The organism is Nostoc sp. DedQUE07 (genome assembly GCF_034530975.2).
Lineage (GTDB): Bacteria > Cyanobacteriota > Cyanobacteriia > Cyanobacteriales > Nostocaceae > Nostoc.
In genome coordinates this window covers 1-17609 of the sequence record NZ_JAVRCC020000032.1, presented here as the reverse complement: position 1 = coordinate 17609, position 17609 = coordinate 1, and the positions used below count along the sequence as shown (strand labels likewise).

The window sequence follows — 17609 nt, the reverse complement described above, 5'->3', positions numbered from 1 at the left end:
GGGCATTGGGCACAAGAGGCAGAGGGGCACAGGGGCAGAGGGGAAAGACTTACTGCAACTTCTCCTCGGTCACTGAGCGTAGCCGAAGTGCTGCTCCCCTGCTCCTCTGCTCCCCTGCTCCCTTGCTCCCCTGCTCCCTTGCTCCCCCACTTTCCAATCCCTACTCCCCACTTTGAATAATGTCGTTGAAATCAATTAATGATGTTTTAAGGATTCTGGAAAAGCAGTCGAAATGGCAGGAGCAACCATTTCAACGCCTGCTCAAGTGTTGGGCAGAAGTTGTTGGGCCAGTAGTTGCCGCAAATACTAGACCATTATCAATTCAGCGTGATGTTTTGTCGGTAGCAACTTCTAGTGCTGCTTGGGCGCAAAACCTGACTTTTGGTCGCACATCTCTACTTTTAAAGTTGAATAAAAAGCTGCCAACGCCTTTGGTTGATATTCGCTTCTCTACTGCTGGCTGGCAGAATCCGTCGGTGGAAAGAAAACAGCAACAAACGGTTTCGCCTCATGAGCATCCCAGTTACCTTGGCGATGAGATTAGCCGCCCTGATGATACACCCACCAAGGATGTAAATGCGGCTTTTGGACATTGGACAAAGATTGTGCGATCGCGTTCGCATGGCTTACCCCTTTGTCCCCAGTGTCAATCTCCCACCCCTCCCGGTGAACTCCAGCGCTGGGAAGTCTGTTCTGTCTGTGCTGCTAAACAGTTTTCAAAGCAAAATAGTTGAGCGATTATTTGTTGAGCAGAGTTTATCCTGAAATAACTTGCTGCCATTACATCAAATCTTTCTGATTCTTGAGAAAAAGTATAATTTGCCGCTAAAATATGCCAAATGTGGTATGTAAAGCAGACTATTTATGTGAAATTCTATGCCTTAAGGATGGCTTAAGGAGGAATTTAAAAGGTTGAATAAATCAAAAGCTTTACTTTTACTCTTGATCCCTAATAAGTTTTAGACGATACGTATATGTAACTGCTTTAGGAATTATTTAAATATATAACAAGATTATAAAAATATCCTGAAGTTTATTTTTTACTTGGGATCGCTGAAACCTATGGAAAATAATGACTTTTTGGCTTTTCTCTGTCTTTATATATAGAAGCAGAATATAAAGATGAAATTCAGCCAGAAACAACACTAAAGATGAATCCGAATGAAACCCATTAAAGTTTTAGCATCTGCCTGTAGATATTGTCGTCATTACCAGCCAGAAGGTCGCCGTGGTGGAACGTGCCAGCAGTTGGGCGCACCAGTTCAAGCGACTTGGAAAGCTTGCTCTTTGGCGCTTCCACCTTTTGCACCTTCTTGGGAAACCTTAGAAGATGCTTGGGGTTTACCAGATGCATCTCCAGTTTTAACATCTTGTCAATCTTTAGCTTCAGATTTCGATAATGCTGCTCTTGCCCCTCTAGAGGAAATAGCTGCCTCCATATCTGAACAGGTAAAAACTAAAGCAGTGGTTATTTAGTCATCCATTATTACTGGACTGAGTTTGTAGTCTGCTTAAAATAAGATTTGTTTTTAAGATTTTTAGTGCTGTAAAAGTTGATATCTACAAAAATCGCACCTCATTTAAGGGGGGCGATTTTTGCAATTCTAAGGTAGCCAAGGAAAAGAGCGAAAATCTGGTGGACGCTTTTCGAGAAAGGCTTGTTTGCCCTCAGTTCCTTCTTCTGTCATGTAATAAAGTAGGGTGGCATTGCCAGCGAGTTCTTGTAAACCAGCTTGTCCATCACAATCAGCGTTAAAAGCAGCTTTAAGACATCGAATTGCGATCGGACTTTTTTCTAAAATCTCTTGCGCCCATTGAATCCCTTCGGTTTCTAGTTGTTCCACTGGAACGACGCAATTAATTAAACCCATTTCTAAAGCTTGTTGTGCATCATATTGGCGGCAGAGAAACCAAATTTCTCTAGCTTTTTTTTGTCCCACGATGCGGGCAAGATAGCTGGCTCCAAAACCACCGTCAAAACTGCCGACTTTCGGGCCCGTCTGTCCGAAAATGGCATTATCGGCAGCGATGGTAAGGTCGCAAATTAAGTGTAGGACATGTCCACCACCGATCGCATATCCAGCCACTAAAGCAATCACCACTTTCGGCATCGAACGAATCAGCCGTTGTAAGTCCAGCACATTCAAGCGAGGAATGCCAGTATCATCCACATAACCCGCATGTCCCCGCACGCTTTGATCGCCACCAGAACAGAAGGCATATTTACCATCAGTGTGGGGGCCATAACCAGTAAATAGAACAACACCAATAGTAGTATCTTCACGAGCATTACAGAAAGCGTCGTACAGTTCAAAGACGGTTTCAGGACGAAAAGCATTGCGTTTATGGGGACGGTTGATGGTGATTTTCGCAATGCCATCAGTTTTTTGATACAGAATATCTTCGTAGGTTTTGGCAGTTTGCCAGTTAATTTGCATTGGTATGGGGTGCGCTGTTGCTTCAAGAATTTTATCGCGGACGTAGGGACAAGCGATACCTGCGGTAGGCTACGCCTACGCTAAAATTAGTGTCTCAAGCCTTTACAATCTGGTAATTGTCTGGGTGTTGAGGAATAAAAATGCGGCGCGACACCATTTTCTATAAATTATTTAAGCAATTTCCGGGTTTGCTGTTTGAATTAGTAGATGAACCACCTCCAGAAGCAGAAAGTTACCAGTTTGAATCAGTTGAAGTGAAAGAAACGGCGTTTCGGATTGATGGAGTATTTTTACCTCCGGTTGATGCAGTTTCCAAAACCGTATTTTTTGCTGAAGTCCAGTTTCAGAAGGATGAAGACCTGTATCACCGCTTCTTCAGCGAATTGTTTTTGTTTCTCTACCGTAACTCTATTCGTTACGATGACTGGTTTGGTGTAATAATTTTTGCTTCTCGCAGCCTAGAACCTTCTAACTCAACAATTCACCGCGCTTTGTTGGAAAGTGGCCAAGTCAGGCGGGTTTATCTGGATGAGTTGGGGGATTTGCGAGAACAACCTTTGGGATTGGGTTTGATGTTGCTGACAAATGTTACTTCTGAAACCGAAGCAATGGAAGGGGCGCGGTTTTTGTTAGAGCAAGCACGGCAACAGTCGGAGCAAGCGATAATTGATTTAGTGACGACGATTATTGTCTACAAGTTTTCTAAGCTTAGTCGAGAGGAGATTGCAACGATGTTGGGACTGAATTTGGAAGAACCACGGGCGATTCGGGAAGCGAAGGAAGAAGGACGAGAGGAAGAAGCGCGATCGCTCATCTTAAGACTATTAAACCGACGGGTGGGTGAGTTTCCTGAGTCGCTTCAGCGCCAGATTCAAGGGTTATCGGTGGAACAGTTGGAAGCTTTAGGTGATGCTTTGTTGGATTTCTCTACTCTTGCTGATTTGGAAGGATGGTTACAAGGTGAAGTAAGCGGGTAAGTTTCACCCAGAGACGCAGAGGAGAAGAGCGATACCTGCGGTGGGCTACGCTTACGCACTCCGTAAAATAATGATGGCTACAAATAAAGTTTCCCGAAGTGAAGAAGCATTTGCAGACACGCGGGTATATTAGAAGCGGTGGAAGAAAAAGTGCGATCGCTCATTTTACTTCTATCTCAGAAGCTCGATCGTCTAATTCTCCTAGTGCAGAAATAATCACAGGAGGTCTATCAGGAAATTCTGCTACAAGTTTTAGCTCTCCTCCCATAGCCTTTACATAACTACGCAATGTAGAAAGAAGGAGGTCAGTACGTTTTTCCAGCCTAGAGACACTATCTTGGCGAATCCCTAATAGTTCTGCCATAGATTCCTGAGTTAACTTTCTGGCTTTTCTAATGTCTTGAAGTGTCATGTTTTCAGCAATAAGCTCTTGAGCGCGAGCTTGAATTTTTGCTCGACGTGCTGGTGGGAGTTTTTCCATTACATCGCTCAGTTTTGTTGTCATAACTTCATTCTCCTTTTTCTTTGAGTTCATCAAGATGAGAGTCAAATCGTGCATCTGCTTTTGCAATCAGTTGCTTGTAAAATCTTTTTTCACTTATCCCTGCTTTGTTTCCAGCTATAAGTAATATTGCTTTCTTCTCTGGATCGAAAGCAAAAGCTACTCGCCATACACCATCGTCTGCATAAAAACGAAGTTCTTTCATATTTTTATGTCGAGAGCCTTTAAGTGTATCAGCATGAGGTCTTCGCAGGAGAGGACCTTCGGATTCAAGCAATTTGGCGTGTGCAAGGATTTCGTCCTGTACTTCTGTTGTTAATTCATAGAATTCAGGTAGAAATTTATCATGAAATGAAATTTCCCATATCATGAGTTGATTATGGATTAAAATCCATATGGATTCAAGTCCCTTTTATAAACAATATTTGTTCAGCTAGTTTATTTTATATAAATTGATACACCAGATAAAATGAGCCAACTAAGAATAGATAAGCAAGAACGGTAAAATTGATGAACTCATCAAAAGATAGCCAAAAACATTATCCTAATATCGACGAGAATACTTACTCTAGAATATTGGAACTGTCTAAGGTAGGAGATGCTTATACAGAGCAAAAAGAATTTGTAAAAGCGATTGAAAGCTATCATCAAGCTTTTGATTTGATACCCGAACCATTTGAAGTCTATATAGCATCAACTTGGTTGTTAACTGCTATTGGCGAATCATATTTATTCATGGGTGACTATGAAAAAGCACGTCATGCACTTCAAGAAGCTATGTATTGTCCAGATGCAATTGGAAATCCCTATATTCATCTAAAACTAGGACAAGCTCAATTGGAACTAAGAAATTTTGAGCGTGCTCAAGAGGAGCTAGCTAGGGCTTATATTATAGAAGGCAAGGCTATTTTTGAAAATGAAGATTTAAAATACTATGAATATTTGAAAACATTTCTTCGAGAAGTTGAGTAGTGCAAGCGCGTCTAGAGCATCTCACTGAATATCCACTCCAAACTTACATAAATTTTCCTGTCGCCACTTTGCATCTTTTTTACGATTTGTCTGCAACTCTAAAACCCGAATTCCTGTATTTGGAAGTAGGTTGAATCTTTGTTGTAACTGTTCCCAAGAAGTAATCAATTCATGCTGAACATTATAAGTAGCGCACAACTGAGCAAAATCAATATCCTGGGGAGTGCCAAAAAACTCTTCAAATGGTGGCTCAAACTTGGCAATGGGTAACATTTCAAAAATACCACCGCCATTGTTGTTAATTAACACAATCGTCAGATGTCCGACAAACTTATTGCGGATTAAAAAACCATTGGTATCATGCAACAGCGCTAAATCTCCCGTTAACATCACACTACTTTGCTGGCGATGAGCAATTCCTAATGCTGTGGATAATGTGCCATCTATGCCATTTGCACCCCGGTTAAAGTACGATCGCACCCCCAAATTATTCGGTTTCCAGAAATATTCCACATCCCGCACAGGCATACTATTGGCAATAAACAAAGGCGTTTTTGGCGGTAAAATCTGAGAAATTAACCAAGCTGCTTTACTCTCAATGATTTCATCTATTTTCCCCATTGTCTGGTCAATCGCTAACCTAACCTTCGCTTCTGCATTACACCATTCCTGCACATAATCTGAGGATAAAGATAAATTTCTCTCCTCTACTTTTATTCCTTCTACAGATATTCGTAAATGCGTCGTTCTTCCGTGCAAAGGGTCGAGGTTTTGGTCGCTAGGGTCAATTACCCAGCGTCGCGGTTGGGTTGCATCTATCCAGTTACGTAGTTCTTTACTCGTAGGCATTTCACCTACTTGAATCACCATTTCCGGCGCTAGCTGCTTTGCTAGTTGCTGATTTCGCAAAATCAGGTCATAAGTGGAAATCAAATAAGGGTTGAGTTCGGCATAATTTCTGACTGGGGAGAGTCCCTCAGCTAGCACAGGCCATTGGAGAGTTTGGGAAAGTTGCGCGATCGCTCTACAATATTCCTCTGGTCGCTGTGGTTGGGCAACACCTGCGATAATAATGCCGCGATCGCATTCTTTCCATTCTTTGGGAATGGGGAATGGGGCATAGGGCATGGGGCATGGGTTTGCTATTCTTGCGAAAAAGTCTTCTGATTCTAACTGCGATCGCAAATAACTCAAGTCGGTTCCATCATGAACAGGTGCTAAGGGATCGCGAAAGGGAATATTCAAATGTACTGGCCCCTTTGTAGGAGTTTGCGCTCTTTCCCAGCTATGAATTACTGTTTGTCGCAGGTAAGCTAGCATTCCCAGATCGGCACAGGGTAAGGCTAACTCCGTTTGCCAATTTGGGTAGTTTCCATATAATCTCAATTGATCTACAGTTTGCCCAGAGTGACAATCTCGCAATTCTGGGGGCCTATCGGTAGTTAATATCAACAGTGGTACGCGGCTATACGAGGCTTCAATGACTGCTGAATAAAAATTTGCCCCTGCTGTACCAGAGGTGCAAACAATTACCACAGGACGTTCGGTTGCTTTCGCTTGTCCCAAAGCAAAAAAGGCGGCGGAACGTTCATCGAGAATGGAAATCGCTTCAATCTCAGGTGCTTGTTGAGCAAAGGCGATCGCTAAGGGTGTAGAGCGCGATCCCGGACAAATGATGGCACAAGTCAATCCCAACCGCTTTAGCGTCTCTGTTAAAATATAAGCCCAAAGTTGATTAACATTCGTATAAGCGATCGGCATTAAATCAAACATAGCTATAAAACAATCTTAAATTTTAGATTTTGTCTAGGGAAATTCAATTTAAAATCCATCAATGCGGTGTTGAGTTCCATCACCGCCATGCGAGTTTCTGGCAAAGAAAATCTCCAAGCAAACTTGCTGAACTTTCTACAAAATGCACAATTTGCTCTCAAACTTTTATGGACTGCATTCATTTAACGGGAATTCGCGGCTATGGCTACACTGGGTATCTACCAGAAGAACAGGTGCTAGGACAATGGTTTGAGGTGGATGTGAGGTTATGGTTGGATATCTCCACAGCGGCCAAGACTGACGCGATCGAAGACACTTTAGATTATCGCAGCGTCATTAGCTTGACACAACATCTGATCAAAACGTCTAAATTTGTTTTGGTGGAGAAATTGGTAACAACGATCGCAGATTCTATCCTCCAAGAGTGCGATCGTGTAACAAAAGTCCAAGTCACTCTCAGCAAACCTGCCGCACCTATTCCAGACTTTGGTGGCAGAATTAGCATTGAACTGACTAAAATCAAGTCCAACCTTTAATTCACAAAATGTGTTTTTTTGCAATATCTATCAGCCAGCAAAGAACAGGGGGTTTACGTGGAGCTTGGAAGTGTCTCACAATAAGAATCTTTCCTGCCATTGGCACCAGTACCTATTGATTAACAAAAAACTAAAAAATACCGCGAACGGCTGATAAACATTTAACTTACATATTTTTAGAGGAGAGGAATTGTGATTAAGTATTAACCAGAAGCTGTAGGGCTAGTATTTTATTTTTAAAATACGCTTAGTGGCGTGGCAAGGCTAAAATAGTGCATTAAAAATATCTCAGCTATTGATATGTCAGACACATAACTATTTTTATATTGCACATATTTAGGCTTACCATGCTATTACAATACAATAATACTGAGATTTTTTTAATTATGGTTGTTAGATGAATATTTCTAAGTAATACGAGTTGACTGTTCATTAAATATTTCAGATAGCTTAAACTCTCATCTATAACTCCTCTGATATGATATAAAAGCTATTTTTAGGTAAAGCAGCATCAAACTTTTTAATCACAGATTAAGATTAATTATTAATAATTAAATTAATGTAGATTAATATATTACATCCAAGACACTCTAGATTTTTTTAATTATATTAAAGTAATATCCTGTGATTTTATGAAAAATTTTTCTTGATTAATTTGTATATAGATATTATACTTAGTATTTATACTTTCCCAATAGAATTATTGTATACATTTTAAAATCAGTTTTTGAGTGCTTGATAATTGCATTCTAATTTTGATTTGATGTTAGTAGCATCATATTAGCTACATAAATTAATCAAAATTAGCTTTGATAATCATATATAGCAATCCTAAATGAGATCCAAACAAATATGTTCCCTGTTAAGAGTTCCCTGTTTCCTGCCTCAAAGGGTAGTTTGTAAATCAAATAGGATTTCTATAAATTTCTGGAGATTAATAATATGATGCTATTTACTCATTAGTCAGTATTAATATCAAGTAAGAATACAGGATAGTTAGAGATTGTTTATGAGAAGATAAGCACTTTTGACTTGAGTTGACACTGACAACAAGAATCTGAACTTTAGCAAACAGGTTATCGTAACATGTTCGCCCGCAAAATCTTAATTGTTGAGGATGAAAAAAATCTAGCCTCAAATATTAGAAAAAGTTTACAAAAATTAGGTTATTTAGTATCAGAAATAACTGAGTCTGGTGAGGAGGCAATAAAAAAGGTAGCAGAAAATCATCCACATTTAGTATTAATTGATATCTGTCTAGCTGGAGAAATAGACGGTTTCCACGTAGCTGATATTATTCAGAATCACTTTCATGTGCCTGTAGTATATCTAACGGAGTATTCGGAATATAAAAGATTACATAAAAATCAGCTAAGTGAGCCTTTTAGTTACATAGCCAAACCATTTATTGAAAGTGATTTACATTTTGTGATTGAAATGACACTGTACAAACATCAGAGCAAAAAAATATTATACGAAGAAAAACAGAGGTTGATGGCAATTATTAATAGTATGGGCTGTGCGGTGATTGTTACCTATGCAAATGGTTGTATTGAAATGATGAATCCCATAGCAGAACTAATCACTGGTTGGAAGCAAAGTGAAGCGTTGGGGAAAGATTTAATAGAAGTTGTTAACTTAGTTAATAAAGATGTAGGAGAAAAAATTGAAAATTTAGCTACTTATGTAATCGAAGCAGGTGAAATTTTCAATTTACCAGAAAACTGTACATTGATTACTAAAGATGGTAAAGAAATAGCGATTGGGGATAATGTTGCACCTATCCGCGATCGAGATGGCAATATTACTGGCGCGGTTTTAGTGTTTCAAGACATCACTAAACGTAAGCAGACAGAGGCACAACTGATCCGCAATGCATTTTATGATGGGCTAACAGAATTACCGAATCGTGTTTTATTTTTAGATCGGCTCAGACAAACTATTGAACGTAGCAAACGCAGAAGCGACTATTATTTTGCAGTTTTATTTTTAGATTTAGATGGCTTCAAAGAGATTAACGATCGCTTTGGGCATGGAATAGGGGATGATTTTTTAGTAGCGATCGCTAGACGTTTAGAGTCATGCTTACGTAGTGGCGATACTGTAGCACGATTTGGTGGTGATGAGTTTACTGTTCTTTTGGAGGATATCAAAGACATTACCGATGCTACCAATGTTGCCAAACGTATTCAAGACTCCTTAAGATTGCCAGTTAACCTGAATGGATATCAATTATCTGCTACAGCTAGCATTGGTATTACTTGGAATTTTAGTAATTATGAGGAGCCTGCAACTCTACTGCGGGATGCTGATATTGCGATGTACCAAGCTAAACGGCAGGGAAAAGCTACTTATGCCATATTTAGTTAAGGATGGAATATGATACTCTAGCTGCTACTAAGGTTATGGTATACAACCGAGAAGCCCCATAATTCTGTCATGGAAAAAACCGAAAAACAGAAAATGCTCGCAGGCGAATTATATCTGGCCGAAGATCCAGAATTGGCTGCCGAAAAGAACCTAGCCAGTCGTCTGTTGCGAAAGTACAATTCTACAACCGAAGAACAGCAAGAGCAACGGCAGCAAATTTTGCAAGAATTATTTGGAAAAATCGGTCAAAAAGTAGCAATTGTGCCACCCTTTCACTGTGACTATGGCAGTAATATTTTTGCTGGTGACAAATTGTATATGAACTATGGCTGTGTAATTTTAGACTGTAATACAGTTCACATTGGTGAAAATGTTTTGTGCGCTCCTTATGTGCAAATTTATACTGCCTATCATCCGACAGAGCCAGAAATTCGTCTTTCTGATAGAGAATTAGCTGCCCCAATTAACATTGGTAATAATGTCTGGATTGGCGGCAATGCAATTATTTGTCCAGGCGTAACTATTGGTGATAACACAACTATTGGTGCTGGTAGTGTAGTTGTCAAAGATATACCTGAGAATGTTGTCGCTGCTGGCAATCCTTGCCGCGTCATTCGGTATTTATCCTAGGTTTAAAATTTATAACCTCTAGCAATCCAATAGAGCCAGTCTGCGATCGCGTCTTGAGTTTCACTGTCAGCATCAATGGCTGCTATTTCAGATAATTTTGCAGAATATACATCATCATCCTTACCATTAATATAAGCCACTTCTACATACATATCTTTCAAGCACTCATCATCTGGGGCCATTCCCAGTACTTCCACTTGTTTCTCCTCGACAGCACCTGATTTGCGTCCCTTCTTAGTCCATGTAGCTATAAAGGGAAAATTCAGAGTCTCTTCAAGGTAGTAGTACCAACCCATAGCTCGGTCTTCTTTGTCTTCAGCATCTACAACAATCTCTGTTTTAATGCGATGCTCTCGGTTTTCGTCGGCTTCAACACTAGGCATAAGATAACACTTTGCGTATAATTCATTTTGATAATACTACCAAAATGTTTCTAAAATCATACTTAAATATATCTATGATGTCCGCTTAATTACTTATTAACCTCCCAAAACCCCACCCTTTAATCCCCTCTTTGCAAACTCTTAGGGGTGGGTGGGGTGAAATGGCTGTGGGAATCATAACTAATTATCTGTAAATGATATAAACTCTACAAAAAACCGCTTGTCATTGACAAGCGGTTTTCTAGTTATTGTTCTTCAGGGGAACTTATTCGTTGCACTAAGATAGATGCAAAATTTTTCAGAAATTAAACAAGTCTCAAATCTGGATAATTTGCTAACACATCATCAGATGTGAGGGTATCATTTTCAGCTTGAGGAGTCCAAAGAACTTCAATTGCTAGAAGCTTGTCGCTAGGGATACTACCAATTTGCCGTAAAGCTTGACGCAAATCATCAGCACTATTGATAGCTGTGGGGATGTCAAACTTACCTAGTGTCGCCGCTAGCAAGGTGACAACAATGTATTCACCAGGGCCTTCGGTAAATAGGCGGGTGGGGTTGTCGAGTTCGCCAGCTGGAGGTAAAGCATCTTTAGCAAGGGCTGCTCTTAGCTGGTTGTTGACATTAGAAAGAGTTTCTTCGCTAAACTTGCTACGTTCTGCCAGTGACAGCCGATTAAACTGACTTTCAGCTGAATTTAAACTGGCTTGTTGAGTGCCACCGCCTGCATATACAAAGTATTCTGGATGGCGGAGTAAAGCTAGACTGGCTTCTTGGAGAATTTCTGCTCTGCCTTCGGGGGTGTTAGTATCAGCAGTTTCAGCAATGTGGTTGAGTTCATTTTGCAATTCACGCGCTTGAGCTAACAAACCTACTTGCAAACGAGTTACAGAAACAGGAGAGTTACTGCTGTAATCTGCTTCTGGAGTTTCACCGCTAGAGACGCGGCGGAAAGTTTGCAATAAGAAATTAGCGATCGCAAAGAAAATTAAGATGCTAAATAGACCACCAAATCCTCCGCCAATACCCCAGAAGGGAAGTAGGAAGGGAAAGCCAAAGCCACCACCAAAACCACCACCATAACCACCACCGGGATAGTAGCCGCCCCCGCCAGGAGGTGCATAAGTACGCGGTGTATAGGTGCGGCTAGAAGGTGCTCTAAAGGAGCCACCACCGATGCGACCTCCACTGCGGGCTGCTAAGGCGCCGTCAGCGTGACCAAGAGCCAAAGCTAACACCAAGCTTAGGGCTAAGAAGGTTTTTAACAGCGGTTTGATGGTTTGTTGTAGTTTTTTACGCATAAGACAATCGCTTGAAAAACGAAATTATTATTTATGATTTCTCCCGATGGTGGGAGCAGTCTTGCAGGATGTTGCTAACGCTAGCCCGTAACAAGCAAGTTTGTAGCATTCACGTAGCATTACCTTTTCGAGGCTACATATTCAATTTACCGCGTCTTATCTTGGGTAAGTAGCGATCGCAGGGGGGATTTCTCGACTGGGGAACCGTACCGGAAGACATGTTTATCCTCACAGAAATTGCGATGTCTATGATGCGCTACGTCTACGGGCAATGGTTTGCTATGCCTCGGACTAGTTTCAGACTACAGTTTTGAATTATACAGATGATTTTAATTTTTAGTGATTATTTTGACTAATTTTTTAATCCTTCACTGAATAAGTAGTACTACTTCTGAACTTATTACAGGATTTACGCAACTGGCATATCATATTATTTTCAGTTCGTAGTGTTCGCGTAGCGTCTCGCAAAAAGGACTAAAGTCTTCAAAATCAGGGCTAGAGCCGCTTACTACCAACTACAAATCCGATTTTTTTGTGACTTGCGTAAGTCCTATTATTACTCAATATTTAGCACGGGCAAAACGCCTAGCTACCACCGACAGCACTCATTAATACATTTGGAGGCTGATAATTTACGTGTACGTAGAAAGCTAATAAGTGTCTGTAATCCTTATAATTTTTCACAATAGACATAATGTTGCAACTAAGTAGCTATAAAAATTTTGGCATTTTGGCACATCTACTTTAAGTGTTTAGGATATTTTATTGAACGTAGCTAAATTTCGGAATTTTCACAGCAGATGTTTACTGAGCATTTTCGCTACAAGTGTTAGCTTTGATTTTTTGTTCATTATGCACAGAAACTCTCAAAGAATGAGAAATTTGCAACAAAAATAAAATCAACACAACAAAAAAACAATCTTTTTGGCTAATCTTCTAAAATAGGCTTCAAATTTGTCTACCAAATTCGTTTTAAAAGAAATAAAATAATAATGATGGCTTTGAAAGTAATTCTAATTGTAAATATTAAAAACTATTTGAAATATAGTCATCAATTTTATTATGGAACATATTTCTCAACTAACAGCCGAAATCAGAGATAAAGCTGCATACCCAGATATCCTAGTCATATCCCGGATCTTTCTGCCGAAAGAAGCTGTAATTGGGGAATATATCTACAATCGTTGTCTGCAAGATCCAGAACGAATAATTGTACTGGCAGCTAGTTGCTCAGGAGATCGAGTATTTGATAAGAGTCAACAGTTTCCTGTGTATCGCTGGTATTATCCTAAATATTGGCGTAGTGGCTATGTGGGAAATATCCTCAAACCTTTGGTCAATATCGTCTGCTCATTTGTCCTAGCAATTAAACTCTATTTTCGCTATCACTATCGTTATATAGAGTGGGGCCACGGCTATGATTTTCCTTCACTGTTGCTATTGAGCTATTTGTTACCTATTCGCTTTTTTATCTATCTGCACGGCAACGATCTTCTTTGCACTTTACACAATCCCGTGCTGCGATCGCTATTTAAATTAACACTTCATAGAGCCGAAGGCATTGTTTGTAACAGTTCTTATACAAGAGATTACCTCAGAACTGCTTTCCGATTAAATACTCCTACCCACGTCATTAACCCCGTAATCAGACCAGAAAAATTTGGTAATAATGTAGCCAGTCCCAGTAGCCTTGATGATTTACGGGTTCGCGTGCGTCAGGCATACAACATTCCTGATTCAGCAATAGTGATTCTCTCCATCGGCAGACTAGTAAAACATAAAGGTTTCGACCGAGTAATTGATAACATCCCAATATTGCTAACTTTTGGGGTTGATGTCCACTATATACTCTGCGGGCAAGGGCCAAGTGAGTCAGAACTGAAATCTCTAGCGCATCGTTTGCGAGTAGATAAGCGCGTCCACTTTGCCGGATATGTGCCAGAGCGAGAATTAGCAGGTTATTATGCAGCTTGCGACATATTTGCCATGCTGACTTTATCAGATACTAAACCTAATAATATGGAAGGTTTTGGTATGGCTTATTTAGAAGCAAGTTACTTCGGTAAGCCGATAATTGCCCCTCGTTTAGGTGGTGTTCTAGATACAGTTCAGCATGAAGAAAATGGGATACTCGTTAATCCCAATTCTGGTTATGAAGTTTTTCAAGCTTTCAATCGGTTGTGCAAAGACCAACAACTACGCGAGCAACTCGGTCGTAAAGGTAAAGAATTAGCCAAGCGTAAAACTCTCCATCGCTCGCTTTACAAAGCAGATGGAAAAAATGCAATTTTGTGAAATGATTTTATTAACTAAATCGGATTGAATTATCAAATTCAAAAAATATCAAAAAGGGCAATTTACTATAAGTCATGTTTCTGCATAACCTTTAACAAATTGCTTCGCAAAAGAGCAAGATTTCATTGTAAAATCTCGCTTGTGATGTGATTAAATGTGCAATGAAGAATATCTGGTTTAACATAGAGCAATCCCTTCGGCGTTACACAAAGCACCGAATGCAATCTTTCGTGTTTACAGTCATTGGATGTCTTGCTGTAGTTAGTGTGATTACCTTTGGGGCAATGTATGTTGTGGCTCAACCTGCTTCAACTTCATCTGAACGTCCTGCTGTGAAAGCGCCAAATTTCGGGCGACACTTTCAAGAATTTGAGCGTGAAGGCTCAATCTTGATTTACGACTCAAAAAACAACCGCATCTATGAACACAATCCTCAACGTAATGCAACTGCGATCGCTCCAGCTTCAACCTTCAAAATTTTTAACGCGCTGGTGGCATTAGAAATAGGTGTAGTTCCTGATGATGTGGCAGTTCTCACTTGGGATGGAATTCACCGAGACATTGATGCCTGGAATCATGATACAAATTTGCGTCAAGCCTTTAAGGATTCAACTGTTTGGTTCTATCAAGTATTGGCACGTAGGGCTGGATATGAACGGATGCAGCAATTTATTAATAAAGTAGGCTACGGAAACCGTCAGATTGGCACTGTCGCAGACATCGATCGTTTTTGGTTACAACCGCAGCTATTGCAAATTACACCCAAAGAGCAAATTAAGTTTTTGCAACGGTTATATCAAGGCGATTTGCCTTTCTCGCAACGGACAATAAATCTTGTCAAAGACATTATGGTACGCGAACAAACTCCAGACTACACACTGCGAGGAAAGACAGGATGGTTAACGAGTACTAAACCAAATGTTGGTTGGTTTGTGGGTTATTTAGAGCAAAACAAAAACGTCTACTTTTTCGCCACAACCCTTGATATGCAAAAATCGGAAGATGCACCCGCCCGCATCGAGATTACACGACGTAGCCTTAAAGATTTGGGCTTGCTGGCTCAAATTAACTAACCACCACCAACAATAGTTACCACTTCTAAGCGATCGCCTGGTTGCACTTTTGTTTGCGGCCAAAATTGTCGGTGTAAAATTTCGCCGTTATACTCCACAGCCACCAATCGGGGGTTAAAACCCAACTGTTGGAGTAAGTCGGGTAAAGAAGTTTGAAATGAGCAGCTATGGGTTTCCCCATTCACCTGAATCGAAATCTCATTAGACATAATATGTGTGTGGGGCATTGGGAATTGGGCATTGGGCATTGGGCATTGGGCATTGGAAATTGGGTATTGGTTACTCACTTTGAGCAAATGACAAATGACAAATGACAAATGACTCTTTTAAATTTCTGGCTTAATGCGATTTAGTTGGGAGAGCAAATATTGCGTCACCAGGGTAGGCTGTTCGGCTTGCATGAGCGATCGCACCACTGCTACACGTTCGGCTCCAGCATCGATCGCATCATTGATATTGTTGGCATCTATTCCCCCAATCGCAAACCAGGGAATTGAGCAATTTTTGGCTGCATAGCTGACATATTCTAGCCCTGTTGCTGCCTTACCTACTTTCGTGGGAGTTTCATAAACTGGCCCCACGCCAATATAATCTACATTTTCAGCAATTGCTGCTTGCATTTCTTCTTTATTTGTGGTAGAAAGACCGATAAGACGTTGCGAACCCAGTAATTGCCGAGCAACAGCAATAGGCATATCTTGTTGTCCCAGATGCACCCCATCGGCATCGACAGCTAAAGCTACATCCACGCGATCGTTAACAATAAACAAAGCACCGTAGATGTGGCATAACTGCCGTAATTTTCTCGCTTGTTCCAGACGCAAAGAATCATCGGCGGTTTTGTCGCGGTATTGTAAAAGTGTTAATCCGCCTTTGAGTGCAGCTTCGACGGTGTTCAACAAATTTTCACTAGGGGAAGTCACAAGATACAAACGCGATCGCCACAACAATTGATGGCGCTGATGACCCATTAAACTACTTTCTAGGGTATAAACCTGATAGCGCATCTGCTTACAAGCTTTAGCCATACTTGGTTGGTAAAGCTTGCTGTATTCTTCCAACACCCGTAATGCTTCTTCTATCCGACAAAAGTTAGCTTGCAAGACCGATTTTATACTAGCTCGTTGTTCTTCTTGAGGATGGGTTAACTCAGTTCCAGGATCGCCTGGTGTATCTCGCGCCGCCCGTAATTCTGGGGTATGCCACTTGGCTACCTCTTGTCGCAGCCGTTTGCATTCCAGAGCTAACTGGGCATTGTTCAAACCAAATCGACACCATTCTTCGATAATTCGCAAACCCTCACGAGCGCGGTCTAAATTGGCATCTAAAATGCGGTAAACAACTTGCTGTGTTTGCTCTTTTTGGCTGTATGGCTCGACCATTACAACAACCCCATTAGTGCTTTCATCGAAGTGTGAATTATCATAAGTCCTAGTAACCATAAGTTAAATAAGATTGCTTTTTTTTACTAATTTTTGCGGAATCTACGCAAAATAACGTAGTAGTGAGGGTTACGGTAAATTATCCCATGTTCCTATAGACAGTGATAAGGGTAGTTTGAGGCTACAGTTTCGCACTGAGCTTAGTCAAGTGTTTTACGATAGACAACGAGCTTACAAAAGACTAGCAAAAGGGAATACACCAGAAAATCTACAATAGATATGTAGCAATCCGATTTGATTCCTGAATCACTCGTAGAAGTAAGGGACTGGGGACTGGGAATAAGGAATAAAGGTATACTGAGTTTTGTTCAAAAATAAAATAAGAGTTTTATATTAGTGGAAACTATGTAGAGACTAGGCCGTGTTTTCAAACCTTTCTCAAAGCACCTGAGTCTTGGAGATCCCCCCAACCCCCCGATAAATTGGGGGGCTTTTAGAGTTTCTTTTCCCCTCTTTTTAAGGCTACGGTGTACACACAAGTGTCGGTACAGTGTATCTATCCCGCCTCCGAATAAATTCCGAGTCTTATAACGGTGTATCTATCCGGCCTCGGAATTTATTCCGAGTCTCATAACCAAAGGCTTCTTTTAGAGGACTAAACAAGACATTTAGTTTAGTCCTCTAAAAGAGGACTTTAGCTATCAGCCCGGAACTAAAGTTCCGGGCGGGATATTTGCTCAGTGTAGGACTTTCACTTGAACAGAAATATTGGGTGAGTAAGATTTTTAGAGATGTGTGTACACCGTAGCTTCTTAAGGACTTCCAAATAAAAAAATATCCAATTAATTCTTGTGGGGTGGGTAACATGATGTTACGTCTCTACAAGGATTTTGGATAACACATATTTAATTTCACTTTTATATCTATAGCAATCTGATTTGATTTCTGAATTAATCGTAGGGACTAGGGACTGGGGA

Annotated in this window: 17 protein-coding genes; 9 read left to right on the top strand and 8 right to left on the bottom strand. The window is 40.5% G+C overall.

Features of this window, described 5'->3' with window-relative positions; genetic code table 11:
* Nucleotides 1–179 precede the first annotated feature (179 nt).
* Both RMZ95_RS22180 and RMZ95_RS22175 read left to right on the top strand, forming a co-directional pair.
* A complete protein-coding gene (locus RMZ95_RS22180) occupies nt 180–734 on the top strand; it encodes a DUF721 domain-containing protein (protein ID WP_322683588.1) in 555 nt (184 codons plus the stop codon).
* A gap of 427 nt (nt 735–1161) precedes the next feature.
* Complete coding sequence (locus tag RMZ95_RS22175) at nt 1162–1476, top strand: hypothetical protein (RefSeq protein ID WP_322683587.1); 315 nt, start codon at nt 1162–1164, stop codon at nt 1474–1476.
* Between the two features lie 128 nt (nt 1477–1604).
* On the opposite strand, the gene menB is transcribed toward RMZ95_RS22175, so the two are convergent.
* Nucleotides 1605–2438 (bottom strand): 1,4-dihydroxy-2-naphthoyl-CoA synthase, encoded by an 834-nt coding sequence (menB, locus tag RMZ95_RS22170; RefSeq protein ID WP_322683586.1) that lies wholly within the window; start codon nt 2436–2438, stop codon nt 1605–1607.
* Nucleotides 2439–2578: 140 nt separating this feature from the next.
* Here menB and RMZ95_RS22165 point away from each other — a divergent pair, with 140 nt between their 5' ends.
* Nucleotides 2579–3415, top strand: coding sequence for an Rpn family recombination-promoting nuclease/putative transposase (locus tag RMZ95_RS22165; protein ID WP_322683585.1), 837 nt, complete (start codon nt 2579–2581; stop codon nt 3413–3415).
* Nucleotides 3416–3575: 160 nt separating this feature from the next.
* On the opposite strand, the gene RMZ95_RS22160 is transcribed toward RMZ95_RS22165, so the two are convergent.
* Entirely contained in the window at nt 3576–3920 is a 345-nt protein-coding gene (locus RMZ95_RS22160; protein ID WP_322683584.1) for a helix-turn-helix domain-containing protein, read from the bottom strand.
* 4 nt (nt 3921–3924) lie between these two features.
* The gene (locus RMZ95_RS22155) at nt 3925–4287 is read right to left on the bottom strand and encodes a type II toxin-antitoxin system RelE/ParE family toxin (RefSeq protein ID WP_322683583.1); all 363 of its coding nucleotides are present in this window, start codon (nt 4285–4287) and stop codon (nt 3925–3927) included.
* A gap of 140 nt (nt 4288–4427) precedes the next feature.
* Between RMZ95_RS22155 and RMZ95_RS22150 the strand changes: the two genes are divergently transcribed.
* Nucleotides 4428–4889, top strand: coding sequence for a tetratricopeptide repeat protein (locus RMZ95_RS22150; protein ID WP_322683582.1), 462 nt, complete (start codon nt 4428–4430; stop codon nt 4887–4889).
* Nucleotides 4890–4910: 21 nt separating this feature from the next.
* Here RMZ95_RS22150 and menD read toward each other — a convergent pair whose 3' ends face one another.
* Entirely contained in the window at nt 4911–6662 is a 1752-nt protein-coding gene (menD, locus tag RMZ95_RS22145; RefSeq protein WP_322683581.1) for a 2-succinyl-5-enolpyruvyl-6-hydroxy-3-cyclohexene-1-carboxylic-acid synthase, read from the bottom strand.
* A gap of 167 nt (nt 6663–6829) precedes the next feature.
* Here menD and folB point away from each other — a divergent pair, with 167 nt between their 5' ends.
* From folB to RMZ95_RS22130, 3 genes are all read left to right on the top strand, one after another.
* The gene (gene folB / locus RMZ95_RS22140; RefSeq protein WP_322674934.1) at nt 6830–7198 is read left to right on the top strand and encodes a dihydroneopterin aldolase; all 369 of its coding nucleotides are present in this window, start codon (nt 6830–6832) and stop codon (nt 7196–7198) included.
* A gap of 1086 nt (nt 7199–8284) precedes the next feature.
* A complete protein-coding gene (locus RMZ95_RS22135) occupies nt 8285–9568 on the top strand; it encodes a diguanylate cyclase domain-containing protein (RefSeq protein WP_322674935.1) in 1284 nt (427 codons plus the stop codon).
* Nucleotides 9569–9637: 69 nt separating this feature from the next.
* On the top strand, nt 9638–10198 hold the full coding sequence (locus RMZ95_RS22130) for a sugar O-acetyltransferase (protein ID WP_322683580.1): 561 nt from the start codon (nt 9638–9640) through the stop codon (nt 10196–10198).
* A 2-nt stretch (nt 10199–10200) separates the two neighbouring features.
* On the opposite strand, the gene RMZ95_RS22125 is transcribed toward RMZ95_RS22130, so the two are convergent.
* Both RMZ95_RS22125 and RMZ95_RS22120 read right to left on the bottom strand, forming a co-directional pair.
* Entirely contained in the window at nt 10201–10581 is a 381-nt protein-coding gene (locus RMZ95_RS22125) for a calcium-binding protein (protein WP_322683579.1), read from the bottom strand.
* 305 nt (nt 10582–10886) lie between these two features.
* Nucleotides 10887–11882, bottom strand: coding sequence for a DUF1517 domain-containing protein (locus tag RMZ95_RS22120; protein ID WP_322683578.1), 996 nt, complete (start codon nt 11880–11882; stop codon nt 10887–10889).
* 1062 nt (nt 11883–12944) lie between these two features.
* Between RMZ95_RS22120 and RMZ95_RS22115 the strand changes: the two genes are divergently transcribed.
* Nucleotides 12945–14177, top strand: a complete 1233-nt coding sequence (locus RMZ95_RS22115) for a glycosyltransferase family 4 protein (protein WP_322683577.1) — start codon at nt 12945–12947, stop codon at nt 14175–14177.
* A gap of 218 nt (nt 14178–14395) precedes the next feature.
* Nucleotides 14396–15250: a class D beta-lactamase gene (gene blaOXA / locus RMZ95_RS22110; protein ID WP_322683576.1), complete on the top strand. Its 855-nt coding sequence runs from the start codon at nt 14396–14398 to the stop codon at nt 15248–15250.
* Here the strand turns inward: blaOXA and thiS are convergent.
* Both thiS and RMZ95_RS22100 read right to left on the bottom strand, forming a co-directional pair.
* On the bottom strand, nt 15247–15459 hold the full coding sequence (thiS, locus tag RMZ95_RS22105; protein ID WP_322683630.1) for a sulfur carrier protein ThiS: 213 nt from the start codon (nt 15457–15459) through the stop codon (nt 15247–15249). The two genes, blaOXA and thiS, sit on opposite strands and share 4 nt — an antisense overlap.
* A gap of 117 nt (nt 15460–15576) precedes the next feature.
* Nucleotides 15577–16632, bottom strand: coding sequence for a thiamine phosphate synthase (locus tag RMZ95_RS22100; RefSeq protein WP_322683575.1), 1056 nt, complete (start codon nt 16630–16632; stop codon nt 15577–15579).
* Nucleotides 16633–17609: the final 977 nt, after the last annotated feature.

Coding starts and splice junctions, on each gene's coding strand:
- RMZ95_RS22180 (WP_322683588.1), top strand. CDS start 180: ATGTCGTTGAAATCAATTAATGATGTTTTAAGGATTCTGGAAAAGCAG.
- RMZ95_RS22175 (WP_322683587.1), top strand. CDS start 1,162: ATGAAACCCATTAAAGTTTTAGCATCTGCCTGTAGATATTGTCGTCAT.
- menB (WP_322683586.1), bottom strand. CDS start 2,438: ATGCAAATTAACTGGCAAACTGCCAAAACCTACGAAGATATTCTGTAT.
- RMZ95_RS22165 (WP_322683585.1), top strand. CDS start 2,579: ATGCGGCGCGACACCATTTTCTATAAATTATTTAAGCAATTTCCGGGT.
- RMZ95_RS22160 (WP_322683584.1), bottom strand. CDS start 3,920: ATGACAACAAAACTGAGCGATGTAATGGAAAAACTCCCACCAGCACGT.
- RMZ95_RS22155 (WP_322683583.1), bottom strand. CDS start 4,287: ATGATATGGGAAATTTCATTTCATGATAAATTTCTACCTGAATTCTAT.
- RMZ95_RS22150 (WP_322683582.1), top strand. CDS start 4,428: ATGAACTCATCAAAAGATAGCCAAAAACATTATCCTAATATCGACGAG.
- menD (WP_322683581.1), bottom strand. CDS start 6,662: ATGTTTGATTTAATGCCGATCGCTTATACGAATGTTAATCAACTTTGG.
- folB (WP_322674934.1), top strand. CDS start 6,830: ATGGACTGCATTCATTTAACGGGAATTCGCGGCTATGGCTACACTGGG.
- RMZ95_RS22135 (WP_322674935.1), top strand. CDS start 8,285: ATGTTCGCCCGCAAAATCTTAATTGTTGAGGATGAAAAAAATCTAGCC.
- RMZ95_RS22130 (WP_322683580.1), top strand. CDS start 9,638: ATGGAAAAAACCGAAAAACAGAAAATGCTCGCAGGCGAATTATATCTG.
- RMZ95_RS22125 (WP_322683579.1), bottom strand. CDS start 10,581: ATGCCTAGTGTTGAAGCCGACGAAAACCGAGAGCATCGCATTAAAACA.
- RMZ95_RS22120 (WP_322683578.1), bottom strand. CDS start 11,882: ATGCGTAAAAAACTACAACAAACCATCAAACCGCTGTTAAAAACCTTC.
- RMZ95_RS22115 (WP_322683577.1), top strand. CDS start 12,945: ATGGAACATATTTCTCAACTAACAGCCGAAATCAGAGATAAAGCTGCA.
- blaOXA (WP_322683576.1), top strand. CDS start 14,396: ATGCAATCTTTCGTGTTTACAGTCATTGGATGTCTTGCTGTAGTTAGT.
- thiS (WP_322683630.1), bottom strand. CDS start 15,459: ATGTCTAATGAGATTTCGATTCAGGTGAATGGGGAAACCCATAGCTGC.
- RMZ95_RS22100 (WP_322683575.1), bottom strand. CDS start 16,632: ATGGTCGAGCCATACAGCCAAAAAGAGCAAACACAGCAAGTTGTTTAC.